Genomic DNA, 19,090 nt, shown 5'->3' on the forward strand with positions numbered 1-19,090 from the left:
TGTTGTGGGGGCTTTGAGGGAGTGGGGGTGCTTTCCTTTCGGGCACAAAGAACTCGCTTCGCTCAGACAATTGTGCCCGAAAGGAAAGCACCCCCACTCCCTCTCTCACTGAACAACTCCGATATATCTGCCCAGCGAGTTCTTTGTCCCCAGAAGAAAAGGTACCCCGCCCCCTCAAAGCCCCCAAAACCAGCAGGCTACAAAAGAACGGCGTACTCCCTCGGCAGGATGTTCTGGGATGACACAGATATGGCCAGTAGCAGCCCGACGATCAGGAACCGGATGCCGGTGGCGGTGGTGCCGTCTTCCTGGCGGCCAACCAGGGCCAGGCCGCCGGATATGGCGCCCACGATCAGGGCAACGACAACGTGAATGCGGCACAGGCTCAACACGAGCATGATCAGTACCGCTGCAACAACGGCATTCATGGCAAACTCCGGCTAGGAATCAACGGTTTTACCAGCCCCTCGTGGGGGCCGGCGTCATGAAAAGCGCGCTAATGTGCAGGAAATGACCGCTCGAGTCAAAACAGGATTACCGAACTCGGTCGTCAATGCGGGCAAAGCGGGGAACCAGTTCGCCGGCGACTTCCACGGTCTCCCGGAACATGGCGAGGGGGCGCACCCAGAGGCTGTAGTCACCGTACAGGCAGCGGTAAACCACCAGGGGCTCTTCGGTTTCGCTGTGGCGGGCCACGCCGATCACTTCGTAATCCTGACCCTTGTAGTGGCGGTAACGCCCGGGGCTTATGGTCGGTTTCTTGTCAGTCATGGTCAGCCCCCTCAGTTTTTGAGCTTGTACCTGCCGGGCCCGAGGAAGACCACGGCGACGGCGGTGAACAGGAAAAAGAGCTGGAGTTCCAGGGCCAGTCCGCCGTTACGGCCCAGTGCCAGCAACTCGTGGGTGTGCACCAGGGCAATGGCTACGATCATGTTGAACACGATCAGCAGGGCACCAATCCGGGTCTGGTAGCCCAGGATCACCATGAGTGGAGCAATCAGCTCGCCGATGAACACGCCATAGGCCAGAAATATGGGTAGCCCGTGGTTGGCCAGTTCCCCTTCGATAAAGCCGATACCGTTGAGCAGCTTGGCGACGCCGTGGAACAGCATCAGCCCACCCAAAGTCAGGCGCAGTACCAGTTTTCCCAGGTCGGTGTTTTCCAGCATGACGTCTCCTTTGGCTGTTTAAAGTCGTGGAAAGCCGCCAAGGATACCGTCTAAACCAGACCGCCGCCCAGTGAAAACCGGATATGATTCCTTACCAGCAGGTTCTCCCAGTACTGGCGCATCCAGTTCCAGGCCGCGTTGTTTACCTGCTCAACGAACGGATCCAGGTTCAGGTCGTAGTAGTCCGGTGTGCCGGCGATCTGAAGTACCGTGACCATAACCGACTCATCCAGCTCGTTGGCGAAGGGTTCGCCGATCAGTTCGTGCACCAGCAGATTGGCCCGGGTAGCTTCGATATCCACCAGTTCGCTCTGGCGGATGGAACGGTTGTTCTCGTGCATTTCTTCCATCAGGCGGTGGCACAGGTAAGCCCGTATCAGCAGGCCGTCGAGCCCGTCATAGCGCACCAGCAGAATAGAGGGCTGGGTAAAGTAACGAATGGCGGCGTCCACAAAGGGCTGGAACAGTTCGGCCTTGCCCGCCTCCCGGGCGCAGGCTTCGACGCATTCGATCAGTCGTGGTGCCATTTCGATATACTCGATGGCGAACTGGAACAGCGCGGTGGCCGGCTGATAGCCCTCGATCACCACAGACGCCGGCAACTGCTCTGCCTTCTCGCGGAGCTGGCGGAGGAAGGTCCCGGATCGGGCTTCCTTGCGCCGGGCGTCATCAATGATTTCGAGCACTACCTGTGGTGTCATGTGAGGAGATGCCAGTGTCTGTACGAATTGAGGTCGCAAGGCGCCTCCCGTTGTTTGCAACGAGTCAGTCAGTGCAGCAGGAAGCGGTGCACTTTACCAACCCGCCTGCTGTTTCTGACTATTGTAGTCGACATTCGTCCGCATGCCGGTCCGTTGCCTGCAAATTCTACCGCCGGAAGGTTACCACCCGGTCAGGTTGTGTCACGACGCCTCAAACCAGCGCCCGGCCCGGGTGTGTGACCAGCAAAGCCACCCCATCGTGACCGCCCTGGCGAGCATCAGGCAGATCAGGGAGAACCACAGACCGTGATTGTCCCAGCTGGTGGTCAGCCACCATACCGGCAGGAACACGCCCAGAGCGGAAAATAGCATGGTGTTCTGCATGTCCCGGGTGCGGGTGGCGCCTATGAACACTCCGTCCAGCAGGAAGCCCCAGACCGACGCGAGCGGCAGCAGCCACAGCCATGGCAGGTATTCCCAGGCGGTCACGCGGACCGACTCGATGCCGGTCAGTAGCGCGATCAGCTGGCGCCCACCGAGGACAAAGACAATGGTCAGCAGCAGGGCGCCCCACAAGGACCACCTTAATGCACTGCGAAATACCACGCGGAACCGGCGCCGGCTGTCCTTCCCGATCGCTTCGCCAATCAGTGCCTCGGCGGCATTGGCGAAGCCGTCCAGGGCATTGGAGATGACCAACAGGAAAGTGATGAGCACGGCATTGGCGGCCAGGATGGTATCGCCCTGGCGGGCACCCTGGGCGGTAAAAAAAGCCAGTACCAGCAACAGGGCGATGGTCCGCACCATGATGTAGCGGTTGACCTGCAGGATTTTCAGGTAGTCGGACAGCCGCCCGAAGAGCTCCCGGGTCAGGCACTGACCTTCGGGCAGGCGGGTCAGCACAATGGCGAAGCCGATCATGGCGGCACCGTATTCGGCGATCACCGTGGCAATGGCCACACCCCGGCTGTTCCAGCCCAGGCCGGTCACAAACAGCACATCCAGCACGATGTTGAGGCCGTTGGCGACGATCAGCATGATCATCGGCCCCCGGGGAAACTGCATACCGATCAGCCAGCCCACCAGTGTGTACTGGCACAACACCGCCGGCGCACTCCAGATCCGGATGGCCGCGTATTCGGCCGCCAGGCCGGTCACATCCGGGCTCGGATTCATCAGCGCCAGGCCGATGCGGATCAAAGGCTGGTGTAACAGGATCAGCAACAGGCCAATGCCCACGGCAAGCAGCACCGAGCGCAACAGCAACGCCACCTGGCCAAAACTGTCCCGCTTTCCCCACGCCTGGGCTGCCAGGCCGGTGGTGCCCATGCGCATGAAGCCGAACGTCCAGTACAGGATACTGAACAGGTTGGCGCCGACGGCGACCGCTCCGAGGTATTCCGGGCTCTCCAGATGGCCCAGTACGGCGGTGTCCACCAGCCCGAGTAGGGGTACGGTCAGGTTGGTGAGCATCAGGGGCCAGGCCAGAGCCCAGAGCCTTCGGTCGGTGGTGGCCAGTTGAAAAGTCATATTCGCTTTGATTCTTAATAATCCCAGGTTAGCAGTTTTAGATTTAGTCGATTTTTTAGCCTTTTTTTGATCTGTGTCTATACTCGAAATTGGAGTATCCGTAAGCAGGCTTTCACTCTGGTTTGGTTGGTGTTTCTGCGAGTGCCGTCAAAACAGAGGGATAACGCAAAATCCGACAAGAAAAACACTCTGTGGAGACACAGTATGCGCGTGCACGCTAAGCGGGCAGGTGCCCTGTTGGGTGGTCTTGTATTGCCGACCTGGTCCATGGCGGACTGGACGATGAACATGACGCCCGGGGTGACCGGCACCAGTAATGATATTTTCAGCCTTCATATGACCATTCTCTGGATCTGCGTCGTCATCGGCGTGGTGGTCTTCGGGGTCATGTTCTGGTCCATCTTCGCCCACCGCAAATCCCAGGGCCACAAACCGGCGAATTTCCACGAGAACACGATGGTGGAGATTCTCTGGACCATCATACCGTTTGTCATCCTGGTGGTCATGGCGATCCCGGCTACGGCCACGCTCGTTGATATGTACGACACCACCGAATCCGAGGTGGATATCAAGGTCACTGGTTACCAGTGGAAGTGGCAGTACGAGTATGTCGATCAGGAGTTCGGTTATTTCTCCAACCTTGCCACTCCCCGCGATCAGATTGTTAACCGGCAGGACAAGGGTGAGAACTACCTGCTGGAGGTGGACAACCCGCTGATTGTCCCGGTCGGCAAGAAGGTTCGGCTGCTGCTGACCGCTAACGATGTCATTCATTCCTGGTGGGTGCCGGAGTTCGGTGTCAAGAAGGATGCGATTCCGGGGTTCATCAACGAGGCCTGGTTCCGGGTGGACGAGCCGGGCACCTACCGTGGCCAATGTACCGAACTGTGTGGCAAGGACCACGGCTTCATGCCGATCGTGGTAGAGGCGGTCCCGGAAGAGGAATTCACGGTCTGGCTTGCAGAACAGAAAGCCGCCGCCGAGAAAGAGCGCGAGCTGACGCAGAAAGACTGGACCATGGATGAGCTCATGGCTCGTGGCGAGAAGGCCTATCAGACCGCCTGTGCGGCCTGTCACCAGCCGGACGGCAGTGGCGCACCACCGGCCTTCCCGGCGCTGAAGGGCAGCCCGATTGCCACCGGAGACATGACCGCGCACATCGATATTGTGGTCAACGGGAAGTCCGGCACAGCCATGCAGGCCTTCGGCAACCAGTTGAGCGAGGTGGACCTGGCAGCGGTGATTACCTATGAGCGGAACGCCTGGGGTAACAACACCGGTGACATGGTCACGCCCAAGGAAATTCTGGATTACAAGAACCAACAGTAATCGACGCCAGATAATAACGATCACCAGCCACAATTAACGGCGGTAACGGGGGTTTTCATGAGTGCGGTTGCAGATACCCACGCCCAGGAACATCATCACGGCCCGGCCAAAGGCATCAGCCGCTGGCTGCTGACCACCAATCACAAGGACATCGGGACCATGTACCTGGTGTTCAGTTTCGCCATGTTCCTCCTGGGGGGAACCATGGCCATGGTCATCCGGGCGGAGCTCTTCCAGCCCGGCCTGCAGATCGTGCAGCCGGAATTCTTCAACCAGATGACCACCATGCACGGGCTGATCATGGTGTTCGGTGCGGTCATGCCCGCGTTTGTGGGCCTGGCCAACTGGATGCTGCCGCTGATGATCGGGGCGCCGGACATGGCGCTGCCGCGGATGAACAACTGGAGCTTCTGGCTGCTGCCGTGTGCCTTCCTGATCCTGGTGTCCACCCTGTTCATGGAGGGTGGTGCGCCCAACTTCGGCTGGACCTTCTACGCTCCCCTGTCGACCACTTACGGGCCGCCGAGTACCACGTTCTTCATTTTTGCCGTCCACATCATGGGGATCTCCTCCATCATGGGCGCGATCAACGTGATTGCCACCATCCTGAACCTGCGGGCGCCGGGCATGACCCTGATGAAAATGCCCCTTTTCGTGTGGACCTGGCTGATCACTGCGTTCCTGCTCATTGCGGTCATGCCGGTACTGGCTGGTGTGGTCACCATGATGCTGATGGACATCAACTTCGGCACCAGCTTCTTTGATGCCTCCGGTGGTGGTGACCCGGTCCTGTTCCAGCATGTGTTCTGGTTCTTCGGGCACCCCGAGGTCTACATCATGATCCTGCCGGCCTTCGGTGCGGTGTCCCACATCATCCCCGCCTTCTCCCGCAAGCCCCTGTTCGGCTATGCCTCCATGGTCTACGCGGTCGGCGCCATTGCCCTGCTCTCCTTTATCGTCTGGGCGCACCACATGTTCACCGTAGGCGTACCGCTGGCAGGCCAGCTGTTCTTCATGTACGCCACCATGCTGATCGCCGTGCCCACCGGGGTGAAGGTGTTCAACTGGGTGGCCACCATGTTCCGGGGTTCCCTGACATTCGAGACCCCGATGTTGTTTGCCGTGGCGTTCGTCATCCTGTTTAGCATCGGCGGCTTCTCGGGTCTTATGCTGGCGATTGCTCCGGCGGACTTCCAGTATCACGACACCTACTTCGTGGTGGCCCACTTCCACTACGTTCTGGTGCCTGGCGCCATCTTTGGCATCTTTGCCTCGGCCTATTTCTGGCTACCGAAGTGGACCGGCCATATGTATGACGAGACCCTGGCCAAGACCCACTTCTGGCTGTCCTTCATCGGCATGAACCTGGCCTTCTTCCCCATGCACTTCCTGGGGCTGGCGGGGATGCCACGCCGCATTCCGGATTACGCCCTGCAGTTTGCCGACTTCAATATGGTGTCCAGTATCGGTGCCTTCATGTTCGGCACCACCCAGTTGCTGTTCCTGCTGATCGTGATCAAGTGCGTCAGGGGCGGCAAGGAGGCCGCGGCCAATCCGTGGGATGGTGCCGAGGGTCTGGAATGGACCGTACCTTCGCCGGCGCCCTATCACACCTTCGCCACACCACCGGAGGTTAAGTGAACCTCCGGTCAGACCGGTGACGGCGAGACCAAAAACAAACGAAAATGGCTCAGCCATCGGAGACTGTCATGGCGGAAAACCAGACCTACTACGTTCCGGAACAGAGCAAGTGGCCAATCATTGCGACGGTGGGCCTCGGGGTCACGCTGTACGGTGTCGCCTCGATCATGGTGAACAGCAACCAGGGCGAGAGCACCACGGTATCCTGGGTGATGTTCTTGATCGGTGCCCTGATCATGGCCTACATGCTGTTCGGCTGGTTCGGAAGTGTTATCAGGGAAGGCCGCGCCGGCCTGTACAGCGACCAGATGGACCGCTCATTCCGCTGGGGCATGAGCTGGTTCATCTTCTCGGAAGTCATGTTTTTTGCCGCTTTCTTCGGTGCGCTGTTCTATGTCCGGGTGTTTGCGGTGCCCTGGCTTGGCGGTGAAGGGGACAGGGGTTCCTCAGCCATGCTGTGGGAGGGCTTCAATGCCGCCTGGCCGCTGGTTCAGAATCCGAACCCCGAGGCCTATCCCGGGCCCCGTGAGGTCATCGGCCCCTGGGGTCTGCCTTTGATGAACACCATCCTGCTGGTCACCTCGTCCTTTACGATCACGATCGCCCACCATGCCCTCAAAGCAGGCCACCGGGCCAAGACCAAGCTCTGGCTGGGCGCCACCATCGCGCTGGCGGTCGTGTTCATGTTTGTTCAGGGATACGAGTATATCCACGCCTACCACGATCTGAACCTGACCCTGCAATCCGGCATCTACGGCACCACCTTCTTCATGTTGACCGGTTTTCACGGCGCGCACGTGATGCTGGGATCGATCATGCTGACCGTTATGCTGGTGCGCATTTTCAAGGGCCACTTTACCGCCGATAATCATTTCGGCTTTGAGGCGGCGGCCTGGTACTGGCACTTTGTGGATGTGGTCTGGCTTGGCCTGTTCGTGTTTGTCTACATTATCTGACGGGGTATAACCGGTCAGGGCGTCGGGTTCAGTGTCAGTCCGCCCTGCCACAATGCAATCAGGATAACCACCAGGAGCAGTATGCTGAGCGCGACCCGGACAGCGAGCGAATTGACAACCCGGTTGGTTTTGCCGCCGTCCCGGATCAGGAAGAACAGCCCGCTGAACAGGCTAATGATAACGGCGAGCATCAGTACAATGATGACAGCCTTGAGCATGGGATTCCCTGTTGTTATAGGTTTGGGGGTTGCCCGAAACCGGAAATTTTCGGTGCCGGTGGAGTCACTATAGCAAAGCATGGCTGATCCGCAGGTATCGAAGCGAAAATGGCACTTTGACTGGCGTTTGATGCTGTTCAGCGGATTCTTCCTGCCGGTACTCATTGGCCTCGGCACCTGGCAGTTGGACCGGGCCGGCCAGAAGCAATCGATGCTGGAGAGCTGGCAACAAGAGGCGGATACCCTTCCCTGGCAGCAACTGATCGAAGGCGAGGTGCGTTCCGGCAAGCCGGTCCGTGTGACCGGGATGTACGGCGAGCAAAGCTGGTTGCTGGATAACCGGACTCGCGACGGTGTTCCCGGATACGAAGTGATCACGGATTTCTATCCCCTGGAAGGCCCCCCGGTACTGGTCAATCGTGGCTGGATCCAGGCGCCCCGGAGTCGGGACCGTCTGCCGCGGATCGACACCCCGGAGGGGCTGTTTACCCTGGTGGGCCGGCTTGGAGAATACCCGGTGCCCCCGGTGCTTGCCGAGCAGGACCAGGAAGAACAGGGGTGGCCGCGCAGGGTGCAGCGTCTTCCGAGAGAAGCGGCCGCAAATGAGGTGGACGGATTACCGGCCGTGATTATACGCCTCGACAGTGGCCAACAGCCCGGGGCCTTCCGGGCTGACTGGGTACCGGACCTGATGGGTCCCGGAACCCATTATGGTTATGCAGCTCAATGGTTTGCGCTCGCGGTGGCACTGACTATATTGACTGTAGCGGCGAGTTACCGAAAGACAGGAGCCCATAATGACAATGACAATGGCTGACAAGGGTACCCAGCACCACGAGTCTGACCAACCGACTCCCGAACAGGTTCGCAGGGGGCGTCGTACTGCTTTTCTTCTGTTTGTACTCGGCTTCGGCCCGATGATCGTTGCCACCATTATGTTCTACACGGGCTGGCTCAACCCGGTGGGACACGTCAACAATGGCACGCTGGTTCAGCCGGTGGTTCCGGTTCAGGCGTTGCACCTCCAGACAGAGTCAGGCGAACCCCTGGAGGCGCGATTTGGTCCAGACAAGGTTGATCCCAATTGGCTGCTCATGGTGGTGGCAGGAGAGTGTGGCAGTGAATGTCAGGAACTTCTCTATCTGGCCCGGCAGGTCAACATTGCCCTTGGCAAGAATGCCAATCGGGTATCACGCGCTGCCGCACTGGGTTCTGTGCCTCCAGATCTCTCAGCAAAATGGTCACGGGAATACAGGCTGATGGAACGGCTGGCGCCCGCAGAGGGCACTGCCCCGGCCTGGCCGGCCGGGGTCAATCCCGCCAATGAGCCCCGGATTCTGCTGGTGGACCCCTTCGGCAATGTGATGATGCATTACGGATCCGAACACAGTGGCAAGGATATGCTTGAGGACCTCAAGCATATCCTCAAACTGTCCCAGATTGGCTGAGGCCGGAGGTAGTCCCAGTGAATCAGCCTGTCCGTCCCGAGGCTTCGAGTTCTGCTATCCACCGAAACATGGCGCGCTGGGCAACCGTTGCTGCGTGCCTCGCGGTGGTGGTTATCATGCTGGGTGCGTGGACGCGACTGGTACACGCCGGCCTGGGGTGCCCGGACTGGCCCGGCTGTTACGGCTTCCTGACCGTGCCCCAGAGCGAATCCAGCATCGCCATCGCCAATGCCCGCTTTCCGGAAACTCCGGTGGATGTGGAAAAGGGCTGGCCGGAAATGATTCATCGATACGCCGCCGGAACCCTTGGCCTTATGGTCTTTGGCCTGGCAGCCTACGGAGTCCGGCACCGCGGGATTGGCGTGCCGGTCAAGTTGCCCCTGTTCATCGCCGCATTCATCGTTCTCCAGGGTGCGTTCGGCATGTGGACCGTCACCCTGAAGCTCTGGCCCCAGGTGGTCGCACTCCACCTGCTGGGCGGCTTTACCGCCCTGAGCCTGTTGACCCTGCTGAGCCTGCGCCTGTGGAGAAAGGCAAGAGCGACACCAAGACCCCCGGCCGCTCCGGGTCTCGCCCGGCTCCGGCCCTGGCTCTATGGCGGACTGTTGCTGGTGGTCCTGCAGATCGCCCTGGGTGCCTGGACGGCCGCGAACTATGCCGCCGTGGCCTGCACCGACCTGCCCACCTGCCAGGGCCAGTGGTGGCCGGATGGCATGGACTTCCGCCACGGCTTTGACGTCGCCCAGCACGTGGGCCCGAACTACCTGGGTGGCCAGCTCGCAGCCGCCGGCCGGGTGGCCATTCACGTGACCCACCGCCTCGGAGCGGTGGTGGTGCTGGCGTACTTCACCGTCTTGCTGGCCCTGATGTGGCGGCGTCGAGCAACCAGTGGCCTGGATGGCTCGATACAGCTGGTGGCAGTGGTCCTCGCCGCGCAGATCGCTCTGGGACTGGCCAACGTCATTTCCCACATCCCGCTGTCCATAGCGGTGGCCCATAACGCGATGGGCGCCGGACTGCTGCTGTCCGTGATTCACCTGGTCTGGCGTCATCACCTGCTGGTCCAACCCCAGACTATAAGCGCAACCCAAACTACAACGATAAATCGGGAGGTAACGGCATGAGCGAGCAAGTAAAGGCGCTGCCGGCCCGGAATACTGCGAGTGCTTCCGGCAAGACCATTTCGTGGCGGGATTTCCTGGAGCTGACCAAGCCCCGGGTGGTCGCGCTGATGATCCTTACCTCCGTAATTGGCATGCTGCTGGCGGCTCCGGGCGTGCCCGGCTGGAGTGTGCTGCTGTTCGGCAACCTCGGCATCGCCCTGCTGGCCGGTGCCGCCGCCGTGGTCAACCACGTGGTGGACCAGAAGATTGACACCGTCATGGCCCGCACCCGCAAGCGCCCGGTCGCCACCGGCAAGATTGCTCCGGTGGATGCCATCGTATTCGCGACGCTGCTGGCGTGCGTCGGTATGGCCATCCTGATGGTGATGGTCAATCACCTGACCGCTTGGCTGACCCTTGCCTCCCTGGTCGGTTATGCCGGCGTCTACACCCTGTTCCTCAAGCGAGCCACTCCCCAGAACATCACCATCGGCGGTCTGGCCGGTGCGATGCCGCCTCTGCTGGGCTGGACCGCGGTGACCGGTCAGGTGGAAGGCCATGCCCTGCTGCTGGTCCTGATCATCTTCGCCTGGACTCCACCCCACTTCTGGGCCCTGGCCATCCATCGCAAGGAAGAATACGCCAAGGCCGGTATCCCGATGCTGCCGGTCACCCACGGCAATAAGTACACTGAGCTTCATATCCTGCTGTACACCCTGATGCTGCTGGCGGTCAGCCTGCTACCTTTTGTCACAGGCATGTCCGGCGGAATCTACCTCATCGGCGCCCTGGCCCTTGGCATGCGCTTCCTGCAGTACGCCATCCGGCTGCTGAAGGGCGATGATCGTCGCGTTGCCCTGAATACCTTCAAGTATTCGATCACTTACCTAATGGCTCTGTTTGTGGTACTCCTTGTGGATCATTTTGTTTTCTTCTAACCCGAGGCACACAGTCTGAAGGAGTGGGTGGGGGTGCCTTTTCTGGCGGGAACAATTGTCTGAGCGCAGCGAGTTGTTTGTTCCCAGAAGAAAAGGCACCCCCGCCCGCTCCCGGCCCCGGAGTTCGGTATTGGAGTACTGATGAATCGGTCTGTGCGGATTACGCTCGTAGCGCTGCTGTTGATTGTCCTTCTGATTTTCGGGCTTGTGGTTGCCCGTCAGGTGTACCTGGTGGGCGGGGATCCGCGGCCGGCACCGGATCTCTCTGAATTCAATACCTACGTTTATGATCAGGCGAAACCGCTGGCGGATTTTACGCTCACCAACGAGAACGGTGAGACGGTGACCCGGGAGGACCTGAAAGGGCGCTGGACCTTTGCCTTTGTGGGGTACACCAACTGCCCGGACATCTGCCCGGCGGCCATGGCGAACCTGCGGCAGATGGATCAGAAATTGCCGGTGGAGCTGCCGCAGCCGGATTACCTGTTGATCAGTGCTGATCCCGCCCATGACACGCCGCAAAAGCTGAAGGATTACACCAGCTTCTTTGGCGAACACTTCCATGGTTTGACCGGGGATCTGGAAACCACGCGGGCACTGGCGAAGAGTCTGAGTGCGGTGTTTGTCCACCGTGAGGTGGATGGCGAGTTACTGGTGGATCATAGCGGCCACTTTGCCCTGTTGAACCCGGAAGGGCAGTTGCAGGCGCTGATCCAGCCACCGCACCGGCCGGAGGAACTGGCCAAGGCCTTCGGGCGGATCTATCAGTGGGCCAAGGCCAATCGTGAAAGGACAAGCTCCTGATCGAACGGCATTTTTTGGCCAAGGTCCAAAAGACATCCGGGCAGGGGTGGCTTAGACTGTTGGGCTGATTAACCGACCGCCGGACTGTTTACCGATGCCAACTCAGACTTCAACGCCACCGAAAGAGTTGTTTTCCGTCCTTGCCGCCGGCGCGGTGGTGTTGTTGGTGGTTCACGGCCTTGGCCGGTTCATTTATACCCCGCTGTTGCCCTACCTGGTGGACGATGGTCAGTTCAATGCGGCTAACGGCGCGGCGGTGGCCACCTGGAATTACCTCGGCTACTTGATGGGCGCGATGCTGGCAATCCGCTGGCACCGCATTGACCAGATCCGCACGCTGCTGCCGGTTTCCCTGGCCGTGCATGTGATCACGACCCTGGTGATTACCCAGACCGATAACCTCACCTTTATCTCCGGCAGTCGTTGGCTCAACGGCGTGGCGAATGGAATGGTGTTTGTCCATGCTCCGGCACTGATTCTTGAGTGGCTGGTATTGCGCAACCGCTCATCTAAAAGTGGCCTGGTCTACATCGGTGTCGGGCTTGGGTTGCTGGTTTCCAGTGGACTGGTGACGGGCAGTGCTGACTGGCTCCAGGGGGCGGAGCGCTGGTGGCCGGCAGCGGTGCTGTCGATCCCGTTGGCCTGGTGGGGCGCGGCGAGACTGATGCGGCTTGAGGTGCCGGTAGGTAATCTCAACCATACTGGCAGGCCTCTCAAAAACCCGCTGCTGGATCGGGCCAGCATTCCCCTGTTCCTGTCCTATGCCGGTGCGGGTCTGGGCTATATCCTGCCCATGACCTTTCTGCCGTTGTTGGCCAAATTGGAGTTGCCGCCCGATCATTGGTTGCTGGACGGGACCTGGGTCATTGTTGCGCTCTTTACCATTCCCGCTTCCTGGATCTGGAATAAATTGGGCGGGAAAATCGGCGACCTTCCGGCCCTGAAGCTTAACTTCGTGATTCAGCTACTGGGCGTTCTGGCCGTTGTCATATTGCCTGGTGATCTCGGACTGATCCTGTGCGCCGCTCTGGTCGGCAGCACTTTCCTTGGCACCGTCCTGCTGACCCAGCGCATCGGCAGATCCTTGCATCCGCACCAGGGGCCGCGACTGTCAGCAGCCATGGTGGCGCTTTATGGTTTCACCCAGATGGTGGGCCCCTGGCTGACCAAGCAGTGGCTCGATAGCGGTGGCACACTGGTCTCTGCCTTCGGCATCGGCGTCGCGGCATTGGCCTTCGGCCTGCTATTCGTGTTCTTTGTGCCACGGCCGGAAGCCTGGCATTCCCGGGCTTCGGATTAACCCGGCCCAGACCATGGTAAGCTGCCATCTCCAAATCCGGCAGTCTGAACCCAAGCAACGTCCATGCTCCCAATAGACAAGATCCTCCCAGATCTGAAGCAAACCCTGGAACAGTCCACCACCGCCCTGTTACAGGCTCCTCCAGGTGCCGGTAAGACCACCCGGGTACCACTGGCCCTGCTGGATGCTCCCTGGCGCAAGGACCGCAAGATCCTGATGCTGGAACCGAGGCGGCTGGCGGCACGGTCGGCGGCACGGTTCATGGCCCGACAGTTGGGAGAAAAACCGGGTCAGACCGTGGGCTACCGGACCCGGCTGGATACCCGGGTTTCCGGCGCCACCCGGATTGAGGTGGTTACCGAAGGCATCCTGACGCGGCTGATCCAGAGCGATCCCATGCTGGAAGACTACGCCGCTGTTCTGTTTGATGAATTCCATGAACGCTCGCTCCAGGCGGACCTGGGTCTTGCCCTGGTTCGGGAATCCCAGCAGGCCCTGCGCGAAGACCTGCGCTTGCTGGTGATGTCGGCCACGCTGGAGACTGCTCCGATCGCCCGGGTACTCCGGGACGTGCCGGTGATCAGCAGCGAGGGGCGGGCGTTTCCGGTGGAGGTTGTGTATAGGCCATTACCGCGGAACGCACGGGTTGTGGACCAGGTGGTGGCGGTGGTGCATGAGGCCCTTCGTGACCAGACCGGTTCCCTGCTGGTATTCCTGCCCGGTGCCGGCGAAATCCGACGAGTGGCGCAGCAACTTCAGGGGCAGGTGCCGGATCATGTCCTCCTGGCGCCTCTGTACGGCAACCTGAGTGCCGAAGCCCAGGACCGGGCTATTGCGCTGGCGCCGGAGGGTACCCGAAAGGTAGTTCTGGCCACCGCCATCGCCGAGACCAGTCTGACCATCGAGGGTGTGCGGGTGGTCATCGATGCCGGTCAGCAGCGCCGGGCGGTGTTCGGTGCCAACAGCGGTATGACCCGACTGGTGACCGGTCGGGTGTCGAAAGCGTCGGCGGAACAACGCAAGGGCCGGGCCGGTCGGGTGGAGGCCGGGGTGTGTTACCGGCTCTGGAGTGAATCGGAACAATTTGGCCTGGCGGAGTTCACGCCCCCGGAAATCCGGGAGGCGGATCTGGCGCCACTCGTACTGGAACTGGCCCAGTGGGGTGCCCGCTCGCCAGACCAGGTGGCCTGGATTGACGCTCCTCCCCGGCCCCACTGGCAACAGGCTGTGGCCCTGCTGCAATGGCTTGATCTGCTCGATGACGACGGCGCCATCACCGATCACGGCAAGGCCGCCCGGGATCTGGGTATCCATCCCCGCCTGGCCCATATGGTGCTTCGGGGACGGCGGCTGGGTTTTGGCGGGTTGGCGGCGGAACAGGCCGCCTTGCTGGGGGAACGGGATTTGCTGGGGCCGGGCGAAGGTGCGGACCTGCACCAGAGGGTGCGCCTGCTCCGTGGAGAGATGGGCACCCGACGTGTGGATCCGGCCCGGCTGAAGGCCGTTCGGCAGGCGGCGAAACGACTGGACGCCGACGCGTTGCAGGGCCCGGAACCCGGAGAAGCCCTGGTCGGCCGGCTGCTGGCTCAGGCCTACCCTGACCGGATCGCCCGCCGGCGTCCCGGATCGGCACCGCGATATCAGCTGAGCAACGGCAAGGGTGCGGTGTTGCGAGAGGAGGATCCGCTCGCGCGCCACGATTGGCTGGTGGCCGCCGATCTGGATGGCAAGGCCCGGGAGGCGACCATTTACCTGGCTGCGCCGGTGGATCTGCGGGATCTGGAACAGGATCTGGCCGACCACATCATTGAGCAGGATGAGGCCATCTGGGACAACCGGCGGGGCACTGTGATCGCCCGCAAGGTCCGGAAACTCGGGGAGCTGGTGCTGGCCGAGCAGGCGCTGCCCCAGGTGGATCCCGCCCTGATCCAGCAAGGCCTGCTGAATGCAGTGCGAACCAAAGGCCTGGACAGTTTGCCGTGGACACCCGAGGCCCGGCAGTGGTGTGCCCGGGTGCGCCTTTTGGCGGAGCAGTACCCCGGAGACTGGCCCGATACCGGGCATGACGCTCTGCTGGCGAGCCTGGACACCTGGCTCGGGCCGTTCCTGGCCGGCCTGCAACGCTGGTCCGATCTCGCCAGGCTCAATCTTTTCCAGGCCCTGACCTCACTCCTGGATTACCAACAGCAACAACAGCTGGAGACGCTGGCGCCCCGGACCCTGACCATTCCTACCGGCCAGAAAATCACTCTGGATTACACTCCGGATCATGGCCCGGTGCTGGCGGCCAAGCCCCAGGCCCTGTTCGGATGGACGGAAACCCCGAGGGTGGCGGGCGGACAGGTGCCGGTGGTGATCCATCTGCTGTCCCCGGCTCAGCGGCCCCTGGCGGTTACCTCGGACTTGGCCAGTTTCTGGCGCAATGCCTATCCGGAAGTGCGCAAGGACATGCGTGGCCGATATCCCAAGCACCCCTGGCCGGAAGACCCGTTCACCGCCGAGGCTCAGCAGGGAACGAAAAAACGCCCTGATCGCTGACCCGTCCGGTGACCAATTGCACCGGTACGGTTTCGAAGTAGATATTGCGGGCCCGGATATGGGCGCCGGTGGGACCACCGAGCTCTTCCGGCGCCATTTCCTCCAGTGCCACCGACTGGCACGTGCCCGGGCTGTCCTTGAAGCTATCGGCCAGAACCCAGAGGGGTTTGCTCTGGTCCCGGGCGGCGAGGGCGAGCAGATAGGTGCCGCTCTTGTTCACGAAGTGCTGGTCCGAAAGCCAGGTATCGCAACCACTGAAGACGATATCCGCTTCTGGCATGAACAATCCGGTCTGGGCATCGGTGATCAGGGTTACCGGGACGCCCAGTTCGTCCAGTTCCCGGGCCAGGGTAAAGCCCTCGTTGCCGGGACTGCTCTGGGTGCAGATAACCGAGAAGGGAAGCTGCCGGTCAGCCAGCAAACGGAACAGGGCCAATACCTGGGAACTGCGGCTGTGGGTCAGAATCGTTGCCTGTTTTGGCACAAGTTCGAGGGCGCCGAGGGCAACCCGTTCGTTGGCCCGGGAGAGGTGCTCCAGTACCGAGGCAACCACTGGGGCGGCCTGTTCTGATACATTGCTGCTGTCCCGCCAGGGGCCAAATAGATCCCGACAGTGCACCACGGCATTGACCAGGGGCGCCATGCTCGATCTGGCCCGGGTCAGGCCGTCAAGCACCTGATCCAGTTCGCTGGCTGGCACCCGGTCCGAGACAAGCCACGAATGAACTGACTTAAGCGCCTCACCGGCAAGCTGTGTTGCACCGGCCTGTTGGTTCGCCCTGACAGCCCGGACAATGGCCACGCCACGTAGATCCATGTTGTTCTGCCTGCCTCATCGAGATTGGCCCCTTAACCTGAGCGTAGCAGGGATTGGCGAATATCTCTTACGGAATGACTTTTCGGCTTTGCTCCAGGTAAATCGCACCTTCACGTTTGACCGTTTCCGGATCAGCGCGTTCAGAGGCCTCGTGCACCAGTTCCAGCCGTTCTACCAGTTCGTCGAGTTCCCGGTTCAGCTTGCCCAGGGCATTCTCCAGGGTGTAAGTCAGCTGATGGATTTCATGCATGGCCTCGGGTGTCGGTTCGCCGGCCAGCACCCGATCGAGCTTGTTGTTGTATTCGGAGAAGTTGGCTACCGCCTGTTCCAGGGTCTCCCCCGGTTCACCCTTGTAGTGATCGTACTCGCCGGCGAATACCGGCAGCGAGAACGTCAGGACGGCTCCGACAATGGCCAGTTTGCAGGTGTGTTCCATGGATCAATCCTCGTCACTGAATATGTAATACGAATTATTATCATGTGTCTTATGAGAAGCCATGAGATCGATCAATTTATGACCGAAAATAGTGCTTGCCAGATATTGGCAGCTGAATAAAATGCATTCAGTTTTCCACCAGGCGGTTACCATGCACCTTGTTTCCTTCAATGCTTTCCGTACCCTCGGCTTTCCCGATACCAAGGTGCTCAAGCCCGAGCACTACCTGCAGCACAAGGCGCTGCTGCAGGAGGCGGACTGGGTGCTGTTCCCGGAGTACTGGCAGCTCAATGCCCTGGTCCACGGCCTCAAGTGCCGGGTTTTCCCGAGCATTGCCAGCTACCGGATCGGCCATGACAAGGTCGAGATGACCCGCGCCTTCCAGATCGTGGCGCCGGAGCACACACCATGGACCATGATCGAGGCCAACGGGCCTCTGGAACGGGACATGATCTGGGATGCCATGAGCTTGCCGTTCGTGGCCAAGCTGCCCATGGCCAGCATGGGTGAAGGCGTCTGGTTGATCGAGACCCGGGAGGACTGGCGCCGTTACTGCGAGCGCACCGAAGTGCTTTATGTGCAGGAATACCTGCCCATCGATCGGGATGTCCGGGTTGTGGTGATCGGTGACGAGGTACTGACGGCCTACTGGCGGACCCAGGCTGACCAGGGCTTCTACAATAATGTGGCCCGGGGCGGACAGATTGATAACAGCCCGGTGCCCGAGGTGGCGACCAGCCTGGCGCTCCAGCTTGCCCGCGAACTGGGCGTGGATCACGCCGGCTTCGACATCGCCCTGGTGGATGGTTATCCCTACGTACTGGAATTCAACCGGCTGTTTGGCAACAAGGGCCTGGACAAGGGCTCCGACCTTCAGCAGGCCATCCTGGGCTACCTGAGACAACAGACCGAGCCCCGGGATCCGGACGGCCCCACCGGGCCACCGCCTTGGCCGGTGGCGGTCTGAGCCCACGCTTTCGCGCCAATTTCCGTGCCATAACCTACCCGCCCTGCCTGTTTTACCTATGGGTAGATATGCGCATTTGCGGTGATCGGAGAAAAGCCCGATGATCGCGCCATCTTACGGGTGTTGCAGCGTTGCTGTGGCGCCTTTTTTTATGCCTGTTTGCCCTGTGGAGGGATACACCACCCATGACCGAAGCCGTTAACGCCAACCTCGCTGACTACTACGACGCCGAGACTTTCAAGCGCATCAAGGATTTTGCCGACACCAAAGAAACGCCATTCGTGGTGATCGATACCAGAACCATCGACCGCCAGTACAACGAGCTGGTGGAAGGCTTTCCCTATGCCAAGGTCTACTACGCGGTGAAGGCGAATCCGGCCCCCCGGATTCTGACCATGCTGCGGGACAAGGGCGCCAACTTCGACATCGCATCGGTGTATGAGCTGGAGAAAGTACTGGCCCTGGGCGTGACCGGTGACCGGATCAGTTACGGCAACACCATCAAGAAGGCGAAGGACGTCCGCACGTTCTACGAGCAGGGTGTTCGCCTGTTTGCCACCGATTCCGAGGCCGACCTGCGCAACATCGCCCGTGCGGCTCCGGGGTCGAAGGTGTATGTGCGCATCCTGACCGAGGGCACCCTGACCGCTGACTGGCCGCTTTCCCGCAAGTTCGGCTGTCAGACCGACATGGCCATGGACCTGCTGATCCTGGCCCGTGACCTGGGTCTGGTGCCCTACGGTGTGTCCTTCCATGTGGGTTCCCAACAGCGGGAAATCGGCGCCTGGGATGCGGCCCTGAACAAGGTGAAGGTGATCTTCGAGCGCCTGAAGGAAGAAGATGGCATCGAGCTGAAGATGATCAACATGGGCGGTGGTTTTCCGGCCAACTACATCACCCGGACCAATGAGCTGGGGGTATACGCCGAGGAGATTGCCCGTTTCCTGCGCGAGGACTTTGGCGATGAGCTGCCGGAGATCATCATCGAACCGGGACGGTCGCTGATTTCCAATGCCGGAGTGCTGGTGAGTGAAGTGGTGCTGATTTCCCGTAAGTCCCGCACGGCCCTTCACCGATGGGTCTATACCGATGTGGGCAAGTTTTCGGGGCTGATCGAGACGTTGGATGAGGCGATCAAGTTTCCGATCTGGACGGAGAAGTCCGGCGAGGGCGAGGACTGTGTGATTGCGGGGCC

Annotated in this window: 19 protein-coding genes and 1 pseudogene; 12 read left to right on the forward strand and 8 right to left on the reverse strand. The window is 60.6% G+C overall.

The annotated features are described in order from the left end of the window. Positions 1–203: 203 nt before the first annotated feature. From R6W86_RS18305 to R6W86_RS18325, 5 genes and pseudogenes are all read right to left on the reverse strand, one after another. Positions 204–428: pseudogene (locus R6W86_RS18305) on the reverse strand (sodium:proton antiporter); the annotation flags it as partial. Between the two features lie 106 nt (positions 429–534). Then, positions 535–771 carry a DUF1653 domain-containing protein gene (locus R6W86_RS18310; protein ID WP_410330781.1) on the reverse strand — a complete coding sequence of 79 codons (237 nt, stop codon included), beginning with the start codon at positions 769–771 and terminating at the stop codon, positions 535–537. An 11-nt stretch (positions 772–782) separates the two neighbouring features. Beyond that, positions 783–1,169 (reverse strand): DoxX family protein, encoded by a 387-nt coding sequence (locus R6W86_RS18315; protein WP_410330782.1) that lies wholly within the window; start codon positions 1,167–1,169, stop codon positions 783–785. 50 nt (positions 1,170–1,219) lie between these two features. After that, a complete protein-coding gene (locus R6W86_RS18320) occupies positions 1,220–1,870 on the reverse strand; it encodes a hypothetical protein (protein ID WP_410330783.1) in 651 nt (216 codons plus the stop codon). Between the two features lie 201 nt (positions 1,871–2,071). After that, the gene (locus tag R6W86_RS18325; protein WP_410330784.1) at positions 2,072–3,400 is read right to left on the reverse strand and encodes an MATE family efflux transporter; all 1,329 of its coding nucleotides are present in this window, start codon (positions 3,398–3,400) and stop codon (positions 2,072–2,074) included. A 204-nt stretch (positions 3,401–3,604) separates the two neighbouring features. Here R6W86_RS18325 and coxB point away from each other — a divergent pair, with 204 nt between their 5' ends. The 3 genes from coxB to R6W86_RS18340 all read left to right on the forward strand — a co-directional run bounded on the left by coxB (position 3,605) and on the right by R6W86_RS18340 (position 7,326). Beyond that, positions 3,605–4,729, forward strand: coding sequence for a cytochrome c oxidase subunit II (gene coxB / locus R6W86_RS18330; RefSeq protein WP_410330785.1), 1,125 nt, complete (start codon positions 3,605–3,607; stop codon positions 4,727–4,729). Between the two features lie 57 nt (positions 4,730–4,786). Next, positions 4,787–6,370: a cytochrome c oxidase subunit I gene (ctaD, locus tag R6W86_RS18335; RefSeq protein WP_410330786.1), complete on the forward strand. Its 1,584-nt coding sequence runs from the start codon at positions 4,787–4,789 to the stop codon at positions 6,368–6,370. 68 nt (positions 6,371–6,438) lie between these two features. Further along, the gene (locus tag R6W86_RS18340; protein ID WP_410330787.1) at positions 6,439–7,326 is read left to right on the forward strand and encodes a cytochrome c oxidase subunit 3; all 888 of its coding nucleotides are present in this window, start codon (positions 6,439–6,441) and stop codon (positions 7,324–7,326) included. Between the two features lie 14 nt (positions 7,327–7,340). Here the strand turns inward: R6W86_RS18340 and R6W86_RS18345 are convergent, their stop codons facing one another. Next, entirely contained in the window at positions 7,341–7,544 is a 204-nt protein-coding gene (locus R6W86_RS18345) for a twin transmembrane helix small protein (protein WP_410330788.1), read from the reverse strand. 79 nt (positions 7,545–7,623) lie between these two features. Here R6W86_RS18345 and R6W86_RS18350 point away from each other — a divergent pair, with 79 nt between their 5' ends. The 7 genes from R6W86_RS18350 (at position 7,624) to hrpB (ending at position 15,675) form a co-directional block, all read left to right on the forward strand. After that, positions 7,624–8,361, forward strand: coding sequence for an SURF1 family protein (locus tag R6W86_RS18350; protein WP_410330789.1), 738 nt, complete (start codon positions 7,624–7,626; stop codon positions 8,359–8,361). Then, positions 8,342–8,992, forward strand: coding sequence for a hypothetical protein (locus tag R6W86_RS18355; protein ID WP_410330790.1), 651 nt, complete (start codon positions 8,342–8,344; stop codon positions 8,990–8,992). Before R6W86_RS18350 ends, R6W86_RS18355 begins: the two co-directional genes overlap by 20 nt. 68 nt (positions 8,993–9,060) lie before the next feature. Then, positions 9,061–10,116, forward strand: coding sequence for a COX15/CtaA family protein (locus tag R6W86_RS18360; protein WP_410330799.1), 1,056 nt, complete (start codon positions 9,061–9,063; stop codon positions 10,114–10,116). After that, the gene (cyoE, locus tag R6W86_RS18365) at positions 10,113–11,033 is read left to right on the forward strand and encodes a heme o synthase (RefSeq protein ID WP_410330791.1); all 921 of its coding nucleotides are present in this window, start codon (positions 10,113–10,115) and stop codon (positions 11,031–11,033) included. The genes R6W86_RS18360 and cyoE overlap by 4 nt, the downstream gene beginning before the upstream one ends. A 141-nt stretch (positions 11,034–11,174) precedes the next feature. Next, positions 11,175–11,837 carry an SCO family protein gene (locus R6W86_RS18370; RefSeq protein ID WP_410330792.1) on the forward strand — a complete coding sequence of 221 codons (663 nt, stop codon included), beginning with the start codon at positions 11,175–11,177 and terminating at the stop codon, positions 11,835–11,837. A gap of 94 nt (positions 11,838–11,931) precedes the next feature. Further along, positions 11,932–13,137: a YbfB/YjiJ family MFS transporter gene (locus tag R6W86_RS18375; RefSeq protein WP_410330793.1), complete on the forward strand. Its 1,206-nt coding sequence runs from the start codon at positions 11,932–11,934 to the stop codon at positions 13,135–13,137. A 63-nt stretch (positions 13,138–13,200) separates the two neighbouring features. After that, positions 13,201–15,675 (forward strand): ATP-dependent helicase HrpB, encoded by a 2,475-nt coding sequence (gene hrpB, locus R6W86_RS18380; RefSeq protein ID WP_410330794.1) that lies wholly within the window; start codon positions 13,201–13,203, stop codon positions 15,673–15,675. On the opposite strand, the gene R6W86_RS18385 is transcribed toward hrpB, so the two are convergent. Both R6W86_RS18385 and R6W86_RS18390 read right to left on the reverse strand, forming a co-directional pair. Beyond that, positions 15,629–16,492, reverse strand: coding sequence for a translation initiation factor eIF-2B (locus R6W86_RS18385; RefSeq protein ID WP_410330795.1), 864 nt, complete (start codon positions 16,490–16,492; stop codon positions 15,629–15,631). The genes hrpB and R6W86_RS18385 overlap by 47 nt on opposite strands. Before the next feature lie 67 nt (positions 16,493–16,559). Next, complete coding sequence (locus tag R6W86_RS18390; RefSeq protein ID WP_410330796.1) at positions 16,560–16,928, reverse strand: DUF6746 family protein; 369 nt, start codon at positions 16,926–16,928, stop codon at positions 16,560–16,562. 151 nt (positions 16,929–17,079) lie between these two features. Between R6W86_RS18390 and R6W86_RS18395 the strand changes: the two genes are divergently transcribed. Continuing rightward, positions 17,080–17,895 carry a RimK family alpha-L-glutamate ligase gene (locus R6W86_RS18395; protein ID WP_410330797.1) on the forward strand — a complete coding sequence of 272 codons (816 nt, stop codon included), beginning with the start codon at positions 17,080–17,082 and terminating at the stop codon, positions 17,893–17,895. Positions 17,896–18,080: 185 nt separating this feature from the next. After that, positions 18,081–19,090 (forward strand): type III PLP-dependent enzyme (locus R6W86_RS18400; protein ID WP_410330798.1); only part of this gene is annotated, 1,010 nt, incomplete at its 3' end.

It is taken from the genome of Marinobacter sp., from assembly GCF_046484525.1.
Taxonomy (GTDB): domain Bacteria; phylum Pseudomonadota; class Gammaproteobacteria; order Pseudomonadales; family Oleiphilaceae; genus Marinobacter.